This is a genomic window from Ruegeria sp. ANG-R, from assembly GCF_000813985.1.
GTDB lineage: Bacteria > Pseudomonadota > Alphaproteobacteria > Rhodobacterales > Rhodobacteraceae > Ruegeria.
This window is the reverse complement of record NZ_JWLJ01000001.1, coordinates 830419-842700: the sequence shown is the minus strand read 5'-3', so window position 1 is coordinate 842700 and position 12282 is coordinate 830419. Positions and strand designations below refer to the sequence as shown.

The following is a 12282-nucleotide window of genomic DNA, read 5'->3' as shown; positions in this document are numbered from 1 at the left end:
CTTTCCTGACTTTGGGTCAATTCGCTTTGGCCATAACATAAACCGACTTCATTGGTTACGCCAGCGGCGCATAGCCGCTATGCGATGCATCTGCGCACATGCAGAATAACTTTCCACGGAATTTATTTACATAATATTTTCAATATAGTTACCTCCCTTCTAGTTATTATGCGCCCGCAGCGTATATGATGTTGAAGCAGACTTAGAATCATTTTAACCCTCGCATCAAACACATGTGAATCACAGGAGTTTGATGATGAAAACCGGTGCAAAACTGCCTGACGTAACCTTCCACACCCGCGTCCGCGACGAAGCAATCGAAGGCCCCAACCCGTTCCGTTGGGAAGACAAGACAACCGCCGATTACTTTGCAGGCAAACGGGTCATTTTGTTCTCGCTGCCCGGTGCGTTCACCCCGACCTGTTCGACCTATCAATTGCCCGGTTTTGAGAACGGCCACGCCGATTTCGCCGCCAAGGGCATCGACGCAATTTACTGCATGTCCGTCAACGACAGCTTTGTCATGAACAAGTGGGCCGCAGATCAGGGGCTGGAAAACGTCAAGGTCATCCCCGACGGTTCAGGTGAGTTCACCCGCAAGATGGGAATGCTGGTCGACAAGGACAATCTGGGTTTCGGTATGCGGTCCTGGCGCTATGCGGCCATCGTCAAAGACGGCGTGGTTGAAGCGTGGTTCGAAGAACCCGGCCTGATGGATAATTGCCCGGATGATCCTTATGGCGTCTCGTCGCCGGAAAGCCTGATGAAGCATCTGGACGAGGCCCGCGAACCTGCGCTGGCTTAAGCCAATCCTCATAACCACTGCAGGGCTCGCCAGATCGGCGGGCCTTTTTCGTCAGGTGCGCGTTTTCGCCACTACTTCTTCCCCGACCTGCCGGATCACTTGCCCCAGCCGGTCAAACCATTCTTCGCCTACCGTCGAGGCACGGCGCACCAAACCAATGGTCCGCGCCGGTTGAGGAGCGCCGAAGCGCACCAATTGCAGCCCGGGCACCGCATCAATCTCGGCCTGCGCCGCCAATTCGGGCATTAAGGTCAAACCAAATCCTTCTGCGACCAAACGCGACAGCGTCGCCAAGGAAGATGCGCCCATGTTGATCTGCCCGCTGGTGCGATCCTGTCCGCATACCTCAAGCGCCTGATCTGTCAGGCAGTGCCCATCTTCCAGCAGCATCAGCTGCGCGGTCTTCAGGTCCACAGGCCGCAGTGCATCGGGGCTGATGGTCAGTCGGCTCAGGCGGCTCTGACTACCAGCCAGCAGAAAGCGGTCTTCGAATAACGGTTCTTCATGAAATGTACCGCCGCCGGAAGGCAGCGCCAGTACCGCGGCATCAATCTCGCCCGAGCGCAACATGGACAGCAGCCGCTCGGTCCGGGCTTCACGGATTTGAACCCGCAGCGAGACATCCGCTGCGCGCAGCCCGGCCAGCACCCCGGGCAGTAGGTAGGGTGCGACGGTTGGAATGATGCCGATCGACAGGGATCTGTGTCCGCCGGAATGATCGCGTGCAAATCTGTCCAACCGTTCCGCCGCATTCAGAACCTGATGAGCGTACTCCAGCACATCTCGTCCAAGCGGGGTCAGCAGGATGTCGCGGGCCTGCCGTTCGAACAGCGGCCCGCCGATGGAATCTTCCAGTGCCTTGATCTGAACTGAAAGCGCGGGCTGTGAGATATGACAAACCTGCGCCGCGCGGCCAAAGTTCCGCTGCTCGGCGACCGCCCGGAAATACTGCAATTGTCGGAAGGTGAAATTCATAGCCTCTGACTATCACCTGCCGCCAAATCCGCAAGACCAGCCTATGACGCCATCGGTTAGTCAGCCGATCATTCTATCCCGCTCAGTCTGATCATCGTAATGTCGTTTCAATCTTTGCAATGCGATCCGGAGAACGATCTTGCCTGATCGCGCGGACCACCCCATGCGCTTCTCGGCCAGTTCCAGCCCCTCGAGATAGCAACAACAGCGCAGTGCGACATCGCTCAACCCCGGCCCCAGATCAGACAATGCTCGTGCCACACGATCCCGTGCGCCAGATGACCCCTGCCCGGCATAGGCGTCCGAAACAAAGTCCCCACGGCCACCTCCGGTCAAAAAACGATCCCAGTTCTGTGCCACCTGAGGCCCGATCTGGGCCAGCTCAAAATCCTCGCGCAAGCGCTCCCCTGCGCCAACCAGCGTCTCGTCCAGAAACGGTTTACCGTCACGGTCGCGACGACGCGCCAACGCGACCAAAGGGCTTTCTACGGCGCTGTAGCGAACCCGAGGTTGGTTAGGTATGCCCGAGCCAACCGTCGCAGGCTTGAATGAAGCCTGAGATTCCGCCATGCCGAACTCATTGTGCGTGCGCGCCCGGTTTTCCGCTTCGGCAATCAAATGGCTCAGAGCCGTCCGGCCCGACGTCGAAATCCGATATCGGGAAATCCGCCCGGGATTGTCGCATGTGATCCAGTCATTAAGCGCCAGAGCCTGCGCGATCCCGCTTTCAACAACCGCCGTTTTGGTGGTACCGCCTTCTCCGTTGTCCCGGACGACCACCGCCTTGTCCATATCCTCGGCCACCGCAAGGACTGCCCCGGATTCGCACAACCGCCGCAGGACGCGCAGCGCCTCGGCCTCGAATTTATCAGCATGAGTTCCGGGCTGGTCTGTATTCGACGTGCCAGATGCAAAGCTCGGAGCCTGATGCGTCCCGGTCGCGAAATGTGACCGGGCAAGCGATTGCAGCGCCGCATCAACCAACGGATCATCGCGGCGCATCTCTACCCGGCGGATCTGCCGTAAAATTGTCGAAGCATGGCACCCGGCCGACCGTGCGATATCCCGTATGGACCGCCCCGACTCTGTGTGGTCCAGATATCGTTGGGCTCCTTCGGGAACCCATGTCGGAACTGTGTATGCCACGCTGTTTTCCATATTTCTTCGCCCTCGTCGACAAAACAAACTGACAGTTTTAGCCGTCGGATTCTTAGTTAACCAAATCTAACTAGAGTTGCTTTCGTTACTCGTTCGTTAACCACAGACAGCTCAGAGCAGAATTGATTCAAAAAGATAAACAGTGGTGAAACCATCGTTCGGGGTGAGCATCAACAAGGCAACACCCGCTTAAGTTGTGCAAGCTTCCTGACGTCGGAACTGAAACAGAAGGATAGCTGCCGTGCAGGACCTGATGACCATGATCACCACTCTCCGCCGTCCGCGACTGCTGGCCCGAGCCGCCAAGATCGGGGCACAGGATTATAACCGAGACCGCCACCTGCAACGCCTTCTGGGATATGGGGCAATCCCAGGGTCCGGCGCCGCGCTGGTCCGTTTGATGGAGCTGGAACGGGAAATTAACGCGCAACGCATAGAAGAGGACGCAGCCTATTCTCTGGTGCGCCATCTGGATCTGCTGATCGCGTTGAATGGCGAGGCGCAGCTGTATCAGGCCAGCCGCGCCGCGCACTATCAGTGATCAGGTAAAGGCATCCGGCATGGATGCTTTCTTGTCGGCGACATACGCGTCCAATGCCGCCTTCACATCCGGGTCAAGCTGCGGCTGCTGATAATTGGCCAACAGATGCTCGACCCGCGCCGAGGCCAGCGTCCGTGTATCGCGGGCGCCCTCTTCTTCCCAGGTTTCAAACGGCTTGTAATCCAGCAGTTCAGACTTCCAGAACGCATCCTTGAAGTTCGCCTGCGTATGGGCGCAGCCCAGATAGTGACCACCGGGGCCGACCTCGCGGATGGCGTCCATCGCCTGAGCGTTCTCGTCGTAGGCGACACCTTTCGCCAGACCGTGCAATACACCCAACTGGTCGGCATCCATGACGAATTTCTCGAAGTCCGCGACCAGACCACCTTCGAGCCAGCCGCACGAGTGCAGCATGAAGTTCACGCCCGACATAAGACCCATGTTCAGCGAGTTCGCGGTTTCGTAGGCCGCCTGCGCGTCGGGCAGCTTCGAGCCGCAGAAAGACCCGGCCGAGCGGAACGGCAGCCCCAGACGACGCGCCAACTGGCCCGCGCCATAGGTTACATTCGATGCCTCCGGGGTGCCAAAGGTAGGCGCACCAGAGTTCATGTCGATGGACGATACGAAAGCACCAAAGATCGCCGGAGCACCCGGGCGGATGATCTGGCTATACGCCACGCCCGCCATGACCTCGGCCAGAACCTGCGTCAGCGTACCGGCAACCGAAACCGGGGCCATCGCTCCGCCCACGATAAAGGGCGAAATGATGCAAGCCTGATTGTTGCGTGCATAAACCTCAAGCGCGCCCATCATTACGTCGTCGAATGTCATCGGCGAGTTGATGTTGGTCAGCGAGGTCATGACGGTATTGTTCTGAACGAACTCCTTGCCGAACAGAATCTCGCACATTTCAACCGAATCCTGCGCCCGGCTGGGGTCTGTCACCGATCCCATGAACGGCTTGTCCGACAATGTCATATGCGCCATCAGCATATCCAGGTGACGCTTGTTCACCGGGATATCCGTGGGCTCGCAAACTGTTCCCCCCGAGTGGTGCAACCACTTGGACATATAGGCCAGCTTCACGAATTTGTTGAAATCATCCATCGTGGCGTAGCGGCGGCCACCGTGTGCATCCCGCACGAACGGAGGCCCATAGACCGGAGCCAGAACCATGTTGCGTCCGCCGATCACCACCGATTTCTCGGGATTGCGGGCGTGCTGGGTAAATTCGCTTGGAGCGGTCTTGATCAGTTCTCGCGCAAGACCGCGCGGCAGACGCACACGTTCGCCATCGACATCAGCACCAGCATCGCGCCAGCGTTCCAGCGCGGCGGGGTTGTCAACGAAATTGACCCCCACTTCTGCCAGTACGGTTTCCGCGTTGGTTTCGATGATTTCCAACGCTTCGTCGTTGAGAACTTCGAAATTGGGAATGTTGCGTTCGATATATTTTGCGGTTTCGATCTTGACCGCCGTGCGCTCGGCCCGGCGGGCGGCGCCACCGCCACCTCGTGCTCTGCGCCGGGTGTTTGCCTCTGCCATGAGAAAATCCCGTTGATTGGTTGGTTCGACAAGTGTGTTACATCAACGACCAACGACGCCAGAGATAGTTTACGGCGCTATAGGGGTAAAAGCGACATGAACCCCGGATTGCGCCGCGATTGTCATATTCATGCGCAGGTCACCTGCTTCTCCATCACAACAGCATTGCCGCCAGTCTCGACTTCTTGCCAGCCCAAATGGCGGTACATCGCGCGGGTGCCCGACATCAACCGGTGAGTGCGCAGGCGCAGCGTATGCAGGCCGCCTGACTTTGCAAAAGTTTCAGCGGCATCCAAAAGCTGACGGGCAATACCACAACCCTGTGCGTCAGGCGATACGCCGAGGTTGAAGATCATCATCGCACCCGATTTTTCACCGAATATAATAACGCCCAATGCATGTCAGGCGTCTTCGGCAATGAGGACCTGCCGTTCTTTAATGTCATCAGAAATCCCACCAGCCACATCCGGCAAATCATCAATATCGCGTTTTGCATCTGCGTAGGCAGCGACGAGACACTCCTGTATTGCACCGACGTCATCGGATGTGGCCGACCTGAGGCTGATTCTCTCCATCCAATGCGTCCTTTCAGGGAAACCAACACTGAGGGCTCAATTGACGTCATTATGCTTGCACAAGCAAGGCTTGCGACCTAATAGCCAGTCATGACACAAGACACCCATGACCGCCTTCTGATCATCGACTTCGGCAGCCAGGTGACGCAGCTTATCGCCCGCCGCCTGCGTGAACTGAACGTCTATTGCGAAATTCACCCCTACCAGAATGTCACGATGGAATTCGTGCGCGATATGGCGCCCCGCGCCGTGATCTTCTCGGGCGGGCCAGACAGTGTCACGCGCGAAGGCTCGCCTCGCGTTCCTCAGGAAATCTTCAGCTGCGGCATTCCGATATTGGGCATCTGTTACGGCCAGCAGGTGATGATGCATCAACTGGGCGGCAAAGTCGAAAGCGGCCACGGCACCGCCGAGTTCGGACGTGCTTTCGTCACCCCCAAGGCCAAGCTCGACATTCTGGACGGCTGGTTTACGGATGGGGATGAGCAGGTCTGGATGAGCCACGGCGACCACGTCAGCCAGATTGCCCCCGGGTTCGAAGTCTTCGGCACGTCGCCCAACGCCCCGTTCGCGATTACAGCCGATCCTTCGCGCCATTTCTATGCCGTGCAGTTCCACCCCGAGGTGCATCACACGCCCAAAGGCGCAAAACTTTATGAGAATTTCGTCAAGCTGGCCGGTTTCTCGGGCGACTGGACCATGGGGGCCTATCGCGAACAAATGATCGCGAAGATCCGTGAACAGGTCGGGGACAAGAAGGTCATTTGCGGCCTGTCGGGCGGTGTCGACAGCTCGGTCGCGGCCATCCTGATCCACGAAGCGATCGGCGATCAATTGACCTGTGTATTCGTCGACCACGGCTTGTTGCGCAAAAACGAGGCGGCCGAAGTCGTCGGCATGTTCCGCGACAACTACAACATTCAACTGATCCACGCGGATGAGAGCGAACTGTTTCTGGGCGAGCTGGACGGGCAAAGCGACCCGGAAACCAAACGCAAGATCATCGGCAAACTGTTCATCGACGTGTTCCAGAAAAACGCGGATACCATCGACGGCGCCGAGTTTCTGGCACAGGGCACCCTGTATCCCGATGTGATCGAGTCCGTCTCGTTCTCGGGCGGTCCGTCGGTTACCATCAAGTCTCACCATAATGTGGGCGGTCTGCCCGAAAAGATGGGCCTCAAGCTGGTCGAACCCCTGCGCGAGTTGTTCAAGGACGAGGTTCGCGCCCTGGGCCGAGAACTTGGTCTGCCTGCCAACTTCATCGGCCGTCACCCCTTCCCCGGCCCTGGCCTTGCCATCCGCTGCCCCGGCGAAATCACCCGCGAGAAGCTGGAGATCCTGCGCGAAGCCGATGCGATCTACATCGATCAGATTCGCAAACATGGCCTTTACGACGATATCTGGCAGGCTTTCGTGGCCATTCTCCCCGTCCGTACGGTGGGCGTGATGGGTGATGGCCGGACGTATGACTATGCATGTGCATTGCGTGCCGTGACCTCCGTCGACGGAATGACCGCGGATTACTACCCGTTCAGTCATGAATTCCTGGGCGAAACCGCAACGCGCATCATCAACGAAGTCAAAGGCATCAACCGCTGCACCTATGACATCACCTCAAAACCGCCCGGAACGATTGAGTGGGAATAATCGCTCGTATTTTGGGCGTTGTGTTTGGCGGACGAAGGACAAATCGATGAGCAACTATTCGGTGCACGAAACCGCAATTATCGATAAAGGCGCACAGATCGGGGATGGCTGCAGAATATGGCACTGGGTGCATGTTTGCGGCGGCGCCAGAATAGGATCGAATGTCTCGCTTGGGCAGAATGTATTTGTCGGGAATAAGGTCGTTGTAGGTGACAACTGCAAGGTGCAGAACAACGTCTCGATCTATGACAACATCACGTTAGAGGAAGGCGTATTCTGTGGCCCGAGCATGGTGTTCACAAACGTTTACAACCCCCGCTCATTGATCGAAAGAAAGGCCGAATACCGCAACACTCTGGTCAGGAAAGGCGCAACTCTGGGGGCCAATTCAACCATCGTTTGCGGCGTCACTATCGGTGAATACGCGTTTATCGGAGCCGGAGCGGTAGTGAACGCAGACATAAAGCCATACGCGTTGATGGTGGGTGTCCCCGCGAAGCAGATTGGTTGGATGAGTGAATTTGGCGAACAGCTTGATCTCCCCCTCACAGGGAACTGTGAGGTAATCTGCCCTCATACAAGTGATCGGTACGTGCTTAGCGGAGATTCACTAAGTAAAGATCGGTCCGGCACCTAACCCTGTCATATCAAAAAGCCGCGCAATTCAAGTGTAATACGTACGATATCCAGTTGCGTTAACAACAAGTTAAGACGCGAATCACGTGTGGTGTTCTAGCCTGTCGGCCTTGGCATCAGGAGGCATGGCTGTTCACTTTTGATCTTGCCTCATCCGATAAAACACAATCTATTCAGTCCGTTGCCCCCTGCACATGTAAGAGATCTCATGGACAGCAGTAAAATGCAGATCGGCAAGGCCGCGCTTTGGATGACCGGGGCCATAGCCTCGTTCTCTTCGATGGCCGTTGCCGGGCGAGAGCTGAGCGTGACGCATGACACCTTCGAGATCATGTTCTATCGCAGCCTTGTTGGCATCTGCATCGTTGCCCTGATCCTGACAGCCTCGCGTAAATGGCATCAGGTCACCACGAGGCGATTGGACCTGCACGGTATCCGAAATGTGATGCACTTCACCGGGCAAAACCTGTGGTTCTATGCGGTGACCGTCATCCCGCTGGCTCAGGTTTTCGCCCTCGAGTTCACTCAACCCATCTGGGTAATCCTGCTGTCCCCGCTGCTCTTGCACGAGCGGTTGACCGCGTTGCGCCTGACCTCGGCCCTGATCGGGTTCGCTGGCATTCTCATCGTGGCACGTCCGGGCGCCGCCACGCTGGGCCCCGGAGTCGCCGCGGCCGCAGCCTCTGCGATTTTCTTTGCGTTAACAACAGTTTCAACAAAGTCTTTGACCCGTATCGCCAGTATCGGATGCATTATGTTCTGGCTGACTTTGATGCAGGCCGCGTTGGGGCTGGCTGCGTCGGGCGTGGATGGGCAGATCACCCTGCCCACAATAGACACCGCCCCGTTCCTGTTGCTTGTTGGAATGGCGGGCCTTCTGGCCCATTACTGCATCACCAACGCGCTGGCCATTGCGCCGGCCACGGTCGTCGTCCCCTTTGATTTCGCTCGCCTCCCGACCATCGCCATCGTAGGGATGATCCTTTATCACGAACCGCTGGATCACTGGACGCTGTTGGGCGCAGTCGTGATCTTTTCCGGGATTTTCCTGAACGTATGGTCCGAAAATCGTAACAATTCCGCAACACCCACACAAAGTGCTGGTACCGAGTAACGCTCCGTCACCAGTTGACCATATTTTAAAGTTTAAGAGAGTAACAACCGGTAACAAAGCCGGGTGCGTATGATGAGGATGCGTATTACAGGCAATTGGACAGTGTAGGGAGGAATGAATGAAACGAACGCTGTTTCACGCGTGCGCGTTGTGCATCGGGGCAACCACGGTGCACGCAGGCGGTCTCGACCGAAGTGGTCAGGGTGTCAACATCCTGTTCGAAGAAGGATCTGTCGTGCAGTTTCGGCTGGGGTATACCAAGCCGGATGTCAGCGGATCAATGGAGGACCAGATCCCGTTGAGCCCCACTTTCGGGGAGACGATTGAATCGGGCAATGTAACCAACAGTTTTTTCACGCCGCATCTGGCATATAAAACTTCGTTGACTGAGAAGCTTGATTTCGCCCTTGTCTATGACCAACCATTTGGCGCGGACATCGACTATTCTTCGGACTACCCGTTATCGCAGAATGTGTTAGGTTTTTCCCCGCCGTTTCCTGAAGGCGCAAATCAGGATGTCCTGAGGGCCAAAGCAGACACTGACGCAATTACGGCGCTGCTTCGTTACAAACTGGACAACGGTTTTAGCGTAATTGGCGGCGTCCGGGCGCAACGGTTGAAAGCAAGCGTATCGGTTCCAATCGCTGGTGGCAGCTTAACTCCATTTCCGTCAGGTGGATACCGCGTTGAAACAGACGCTGAGATCGACTTTGGCTATGTTGTTGGCGTCGCATGGGAGCGGCCTGATATCGCGGCTCGCGTCGCGTTGACATATAACTCGAAGATCAAACACGAGTTGTCGCAAACAGAGGCGAATGACTCGTTGGCCTTCACACCATTCCCGGAGATAGCACGGTCCAGCGCGGACTCAACGACCGAGGTTGTAACACCGCAATCCGTGAACCTCGATTTCCAAACGGGCGTGGCGCCGAAGACGCTTTTGTTCGGATCGGTCCGCTGGGTTGACTGGCCGCAAACCGTATACGCTCCGCCAGTTTACACCGGTCTGACCGGCATCAATCTCGTCGACTATGAGAAGGCTACGTGGACCTACTCTCTTGGTCTGGGGTACCAGTTCTCAGAGGAATTCTCGGGTGCTGTAACATTGGGCTATGAAAGCTCTCAGGGCAATTCCGTTTCGAACCTCGGCCCAACGGACGGGTTCTGGAGCATCGGCCTGGGCGGTACATATTCGCTGGAAAAAGCGAAGATTTCCGGCGGTGTGCGCTATACCGATATCGGTGATGCCACCGCAAACGGGACCGGCCCGGACAACCGCGCCACCTTTACCGGAAACAGCGCGTGGAGCGTTGGCATCCAGATTACCTACGCGCTGGATTGATCCAGGCATCATTACTTATGCGAAGCCCCGCCATTTCGGCGGGGCTTTTTCGCATGTTCCGGGTCGATCTGCCTTGGCTGAGATGCCAGAACAAGCCATGACCTCTCAAAAAAATCTCACCCCGCGCACCTGGTCCGAGTTGATACTGCTTGGTGTCATCTGGGGCATGTCATTCCTGGCTATCCGCATCGCACTTGATACAGTGCCCGTGATAACATCGGTGTTTCACAGAGTTTTCTGGGCTGCGCTTGCGTTGTGGCTAGTCATCGGCTTTCAACGCCTGCCGATCCCGCGCGATCTGCACATCTGGGGCGTTTTTCTGGTTATGGGACTTTTGAACAATGTCCTGCCCTTCTCGCTTATGGCCTGGGGGCAGCTTTATGTCGAAACGGGACTGACATCGATCCTGAATGCGGCCACCGCAATTTTCGGCGTTCTTCTGGCGGCTCTGTTTTTTCGGGACGAGAGGCTGACCAAAACGCGCGCCCTGGGTGTCGGGTTGGGCTTTCTCGGTGTCTCCATCACCATTGGCCTCAAACAGTTCGGCAGTCTCAATCCAAGTAATCTGGGTCAGGTCGCGATTCTGACTGGCACGCTATCCTATGCATTTGCCGCAATCTGGGCTCGGGCTTACATGAGCGCCCTGCCCCCGCAAATCGCTGCGGCGGGGATGTTGACAGGATCGGCAATACTGATGGCACCGATCATGTTGGTCGTGGACGGGGTGCCAACCTTCGCCCTGCCTTTGGAGACATGGTCGGCCATCGCCTATTACGCTCTGCTGGCAACCGCCGGAGCCTATCTGCTGTATTACCGCGTGCTTCAACGGGCTGGCAGCGGCAATGTTCTTCTCGTCACGCTGATCATCCCACCAATCGCGATCCTTCTGGGCGCCGTCGTACGTGATGAAGCGTTGCCGCCACGGGCTTTTGTTGGCTTTGCCGTACTTGCATTGGGGTTGCTCATCCTCAGCCGGTCCCGCAACCGCGATTGACGCCGCCAACCGCCCGTTTTAGCTAGGGCAAAACAAGGAATGGCGGAACATGATCTACAACTCGGCAACGGACTGGCGTGAGGCTGCGCGAAAGAAGGTGTTGTTCTTCGGCATGTCCGGACTGGGTAAATCCTATGTCTCGAACACGCTGCGAGATGCCGGAGATTGGTTCCACTACTCAATCGATTACCGGATCGGGACCCGCTACATGGGAGAGTACATCACCGACAATGCCAAGGCCGAGGCTATGAAAGTACCCTTTCTGCGCGAGCTTCTGCTGTCGGATTCGATCTACATCGGGTCGAACATCACGTTCGAAAACCTGACCCCGGTCTCGGCGTATCTCGGCAAGCCCGGCAACCCCGAACTGGGCGGTCTCGAAATCTCGGAATATCAGCAGCGGCAGGAACAGTTCCGGCTCGCTGAAATACATGCTCTGCTGGATACCAAGTATTTCATAGATCGCGCCAAGCGCCTCTACAGCTATCCGCATTTTATCTGCGATACGGGCGGCTCGATCTGCGAATGGCTCGAGCCGGAAGACCGAAACGACCAAATTCTGACCGAGCTGTCCCGCCAGACACTGATGATCTGGATCAAGGGCGACGAGGCGCATACCGAAGAACTGATCAAGCGCTTTGACAAGGCGCCAAAGCCGATGTCCTATCAGGCTGACTTTCTGCAACGGGTCTGGGCCGAATACCTTACCCTCAACGACTGTTCCGGGGCCGAGGTTGACCCGGATGCCTTCATCCGCTGGACATATGCGCAAGCGCTGGCGCACCGCCAGCCAAGGTACGAGGCGATGGCCAGAAACTGGGGTGTTACAATCGCGGCTGATGATATCGCCAAAGTGCGGGATAGTGGCGATTTCGATGAGTTGATCGAACGCACCCTTGAGACCCGCCCCAACCCCGCCTAAGTTCCAGACTTCTTCCGCAGTTTCA

Annotated in this window: 13 protein-coding genes; 8 read left to right on the top strand and 5 right to left on the bottom strand. The window is 56.8% G+C overall.

From position 1 onward, the window contains the following. The first annotated feature begins 256 nt into the window (after positions 1-256). Positions 257-805 (top strand): peroxiredoxin, encoded by a 549-nt coding sequence (locus tag RA27_RS04180; RefSeq protein ID WP_039536959.1) that lies wholly within the window; start codon positions 257-259, stop codon positions 803-805. Positions 806-856: 51 nt separating this feature from the next. On the opposite strand, the gene RA27_RS04175 is transcribed toward RA27_RS04180, so the two are convergent. Further along, positions 857-1780 (bottom strand): hydrogen peroxide-inducible genes activator, encoded by a 924-nt coding sequence (locus tag RA27_RS04175; RefSeq protein ID WP_039535241.1) that lies wholly within the window; start codon positions 1778-1780, stop codon positions 857-859. 60 nt (positions 1781-1840) lie between these two features. Continuing rightward, a complete protein-coding gene (locus RA27_RS04170; protein WP_039535239.1) occupies positions 1841-2938 on the bottom strand; it encodes a DUF6456 domain-containing protein in 1098 nt (365 codons plus the stop codon). Between the two features lie 241 nt (positions 2939-3179). On the opposite strand from RA27_RS04170, the gene RA27_RS04165 reads away from it, so the two are divergent. After that, positions 3180-3479 (top strand): DUF6477 family protein, encoded by a 300-nt coding sequence (locus tag RA27_RS04165; protein ID WP_039535237.1) that lies wholly within the window; start codon positions 3180-3182, stop codon positions 3477-3479. Here the strand turns inward: RA27_RS04165 and RA27_RS04160 are convergent, their stop codons facing one another. From RA27_RS04160 to RA27_RS24660, 3 genes are all read right to left on the bottom strand, one after another. Then, positions 3480-5024: a trimethylamine methyltransferase family protein gene (locus tag RA27_RS04160; RefSeq protein WP_039535234.1), complete on the bottom strand. Its 1545-nt coding sequence runs from the start codon at positions 5022-5024 to the stop codon at positions 3480-3482. A 128-nt stretch (positions 5025-5152) separates the two neighbouring features. Continuing rightward, positions 5153-5419, bottom strand: a complete 267-nt coding sequence (locus RA27_RS24665; protein ID WP_255353507.1) for a GNAT family N-acetyltransferase — start codon at positions 5417-5419, stop codon at positions 5153-5155. A gap of 6 nt (positions 5420-5425) precedes the next feature. After that, on the bottom strand, positions 5426-5599 hold the full coding sequence (locus RA27_RS24660; protein WP_241484002.1) for a hypothetical protein: 174 nt from the start codon (positions 5597-5599) through the stop codon (positions 5426-5428). A gap of 90 nt (positions 5600-5689) precedes the next feature. Between RA27_RS24660 and guaA the strand changes: the two genes are divergently transcribed. From guaA to RA27_RS04125, 6 genes are all read left to right on the top strand, one after another. Beyond that, the gene (gene guaA / locus RA27_RS04150; protein WP_039535232.1) at positions 5690-7249 is read left to right on the top strand and encodes a glutamine-hydrolyzing GMP synthase; all 1560 of its coding nucleotides are present in this window, start codon (positions 5690-5692) and stop codon (positions 7247-7249) included. A 46-nt stretch (positions 7250-7295) separates the two neighbouring features. Then, positions 7296-7886, top strand: a complete 591-nt coding sequence (locus tag RA27_RS04145) for an acyltransferase (RefSeq protein WP_039535230.1) — start codon at positions 7296-7298, stop codon at positions 7884-7886. A gap of 207 nt (positions 7887-8093) precedes the next feature. Then, positions 8094-8999 carry a DMT family transporter gene (locus RA27_RS04140; RefSeq protein ID WP_039535228.1) on the top strand — a complete coding sequence of 302 codons (906 nt, stop codon included), beginning with the start codon at positions 8094-8096 and terminating at the stop codon, positions 8997-8999. A gap of 118 nt (positions 9000-9117) precedes the next feature. After that, entirely contained in the window at positions 9118-10341 is a 1224-nt protein-coding gene (locus tag RA27_RS04135) for an outer membrane protein transport protein (RefSeq protein ID WP_039535227.1), read from the top strand. 97 nt (positions 10342-10438) lie between these two features. Continuing rightward, entirely contained in the window at positions 10439-11335 is an 897-nt protein-coding gene (locus tag RA27_RS04130) for a DMT family transporter (protein WP_039535224.1), read from the top strand. Positions 11336-11384: 49 nt separating this feature from the next. Beyond that, entirely contained in the window at positions 11385-12257 is an 873-nt protein-coding gene (locus tag RA27_RS04125) for a hypothetical protein (protein WP_039535223.1), read from the top strand. Positions 12258-12282 lie beyond the last annotated feature (25 nt).

Coding starts and splice junctions, on each gene's coding strand:
- RA27_RS04180 (WP_039536959.1), top strand. CDS start 257: ATGAAAACCGGTGCAAAACTGCCTGACGTAACCTTCCACACCCGCGTC.
- RA27_RS04175 (WP_039535241.1), bottom strand. CDS start 1,780: ATGAATTTCACCTTCCGACAATTGCAGTATTTCCGGGCGGTCGCCGAG.
- RA27_RS04170 (WP_039535239.1), bottom strand. CDS start 2,938: ATGGAAAACAGCGTGGCATACACAGTTCCGACATGGGTTCCCGAAGGA.
- RA27_RS04160 (WP_039535234.1), bottom strand. CDS start 5,024: ATGGCAGAGGCAAACACCCGGCGCAGAGCACGAGGTGGCGGTGGCGCC.
- RA27_RS24660 (WP_241484002.1), bottom strand. CDS start 5,599: ATGGAGAGAATCAGCCTCAGGTCGGCCACATCCGATGACGTCGGTGCA.
- guaA (WP_039535232.1), top strand. CDS start 5,690: ATGACACAAGACACCCATGACCGCCTTCTGATCATCGACTTCGGCAGC.
- RA27_RS04145 (WP_039535230.1), top strand. CDS start 7,296: ATGAGCAACTATTCGGTGCACGAAACCGCAATTATCGATAAAGGCGCA.
- RA27_RS04140 (WP_039535228.1), top strand. CDS start 8,094: ATGGACAGCAGTAAAATGCAGATCGGCAAGGCCGCGCTTTGGATGACC.
- RA27_RS04135 (WP_039535227.1), top strand. CDS start 9,118: ATGAAACGAACGCTGTTTCACGCGTGCGCGTTGTGCATCGGGGCAACC.
- RA27_RS04130 (WP_039535224.1), top strand. CDS start 10,439: ATGACCTCTCAAAAAAATCTCACCCCGCGCACCTGGTCCGAGTTGATA.
- RA27_RS04125 (WP_039535223.1), top strand. CDS start 11,385: ATGATCTACAACTCGGCAACGGACTGGCGTGAGGCTGCGCGAAAGAAG.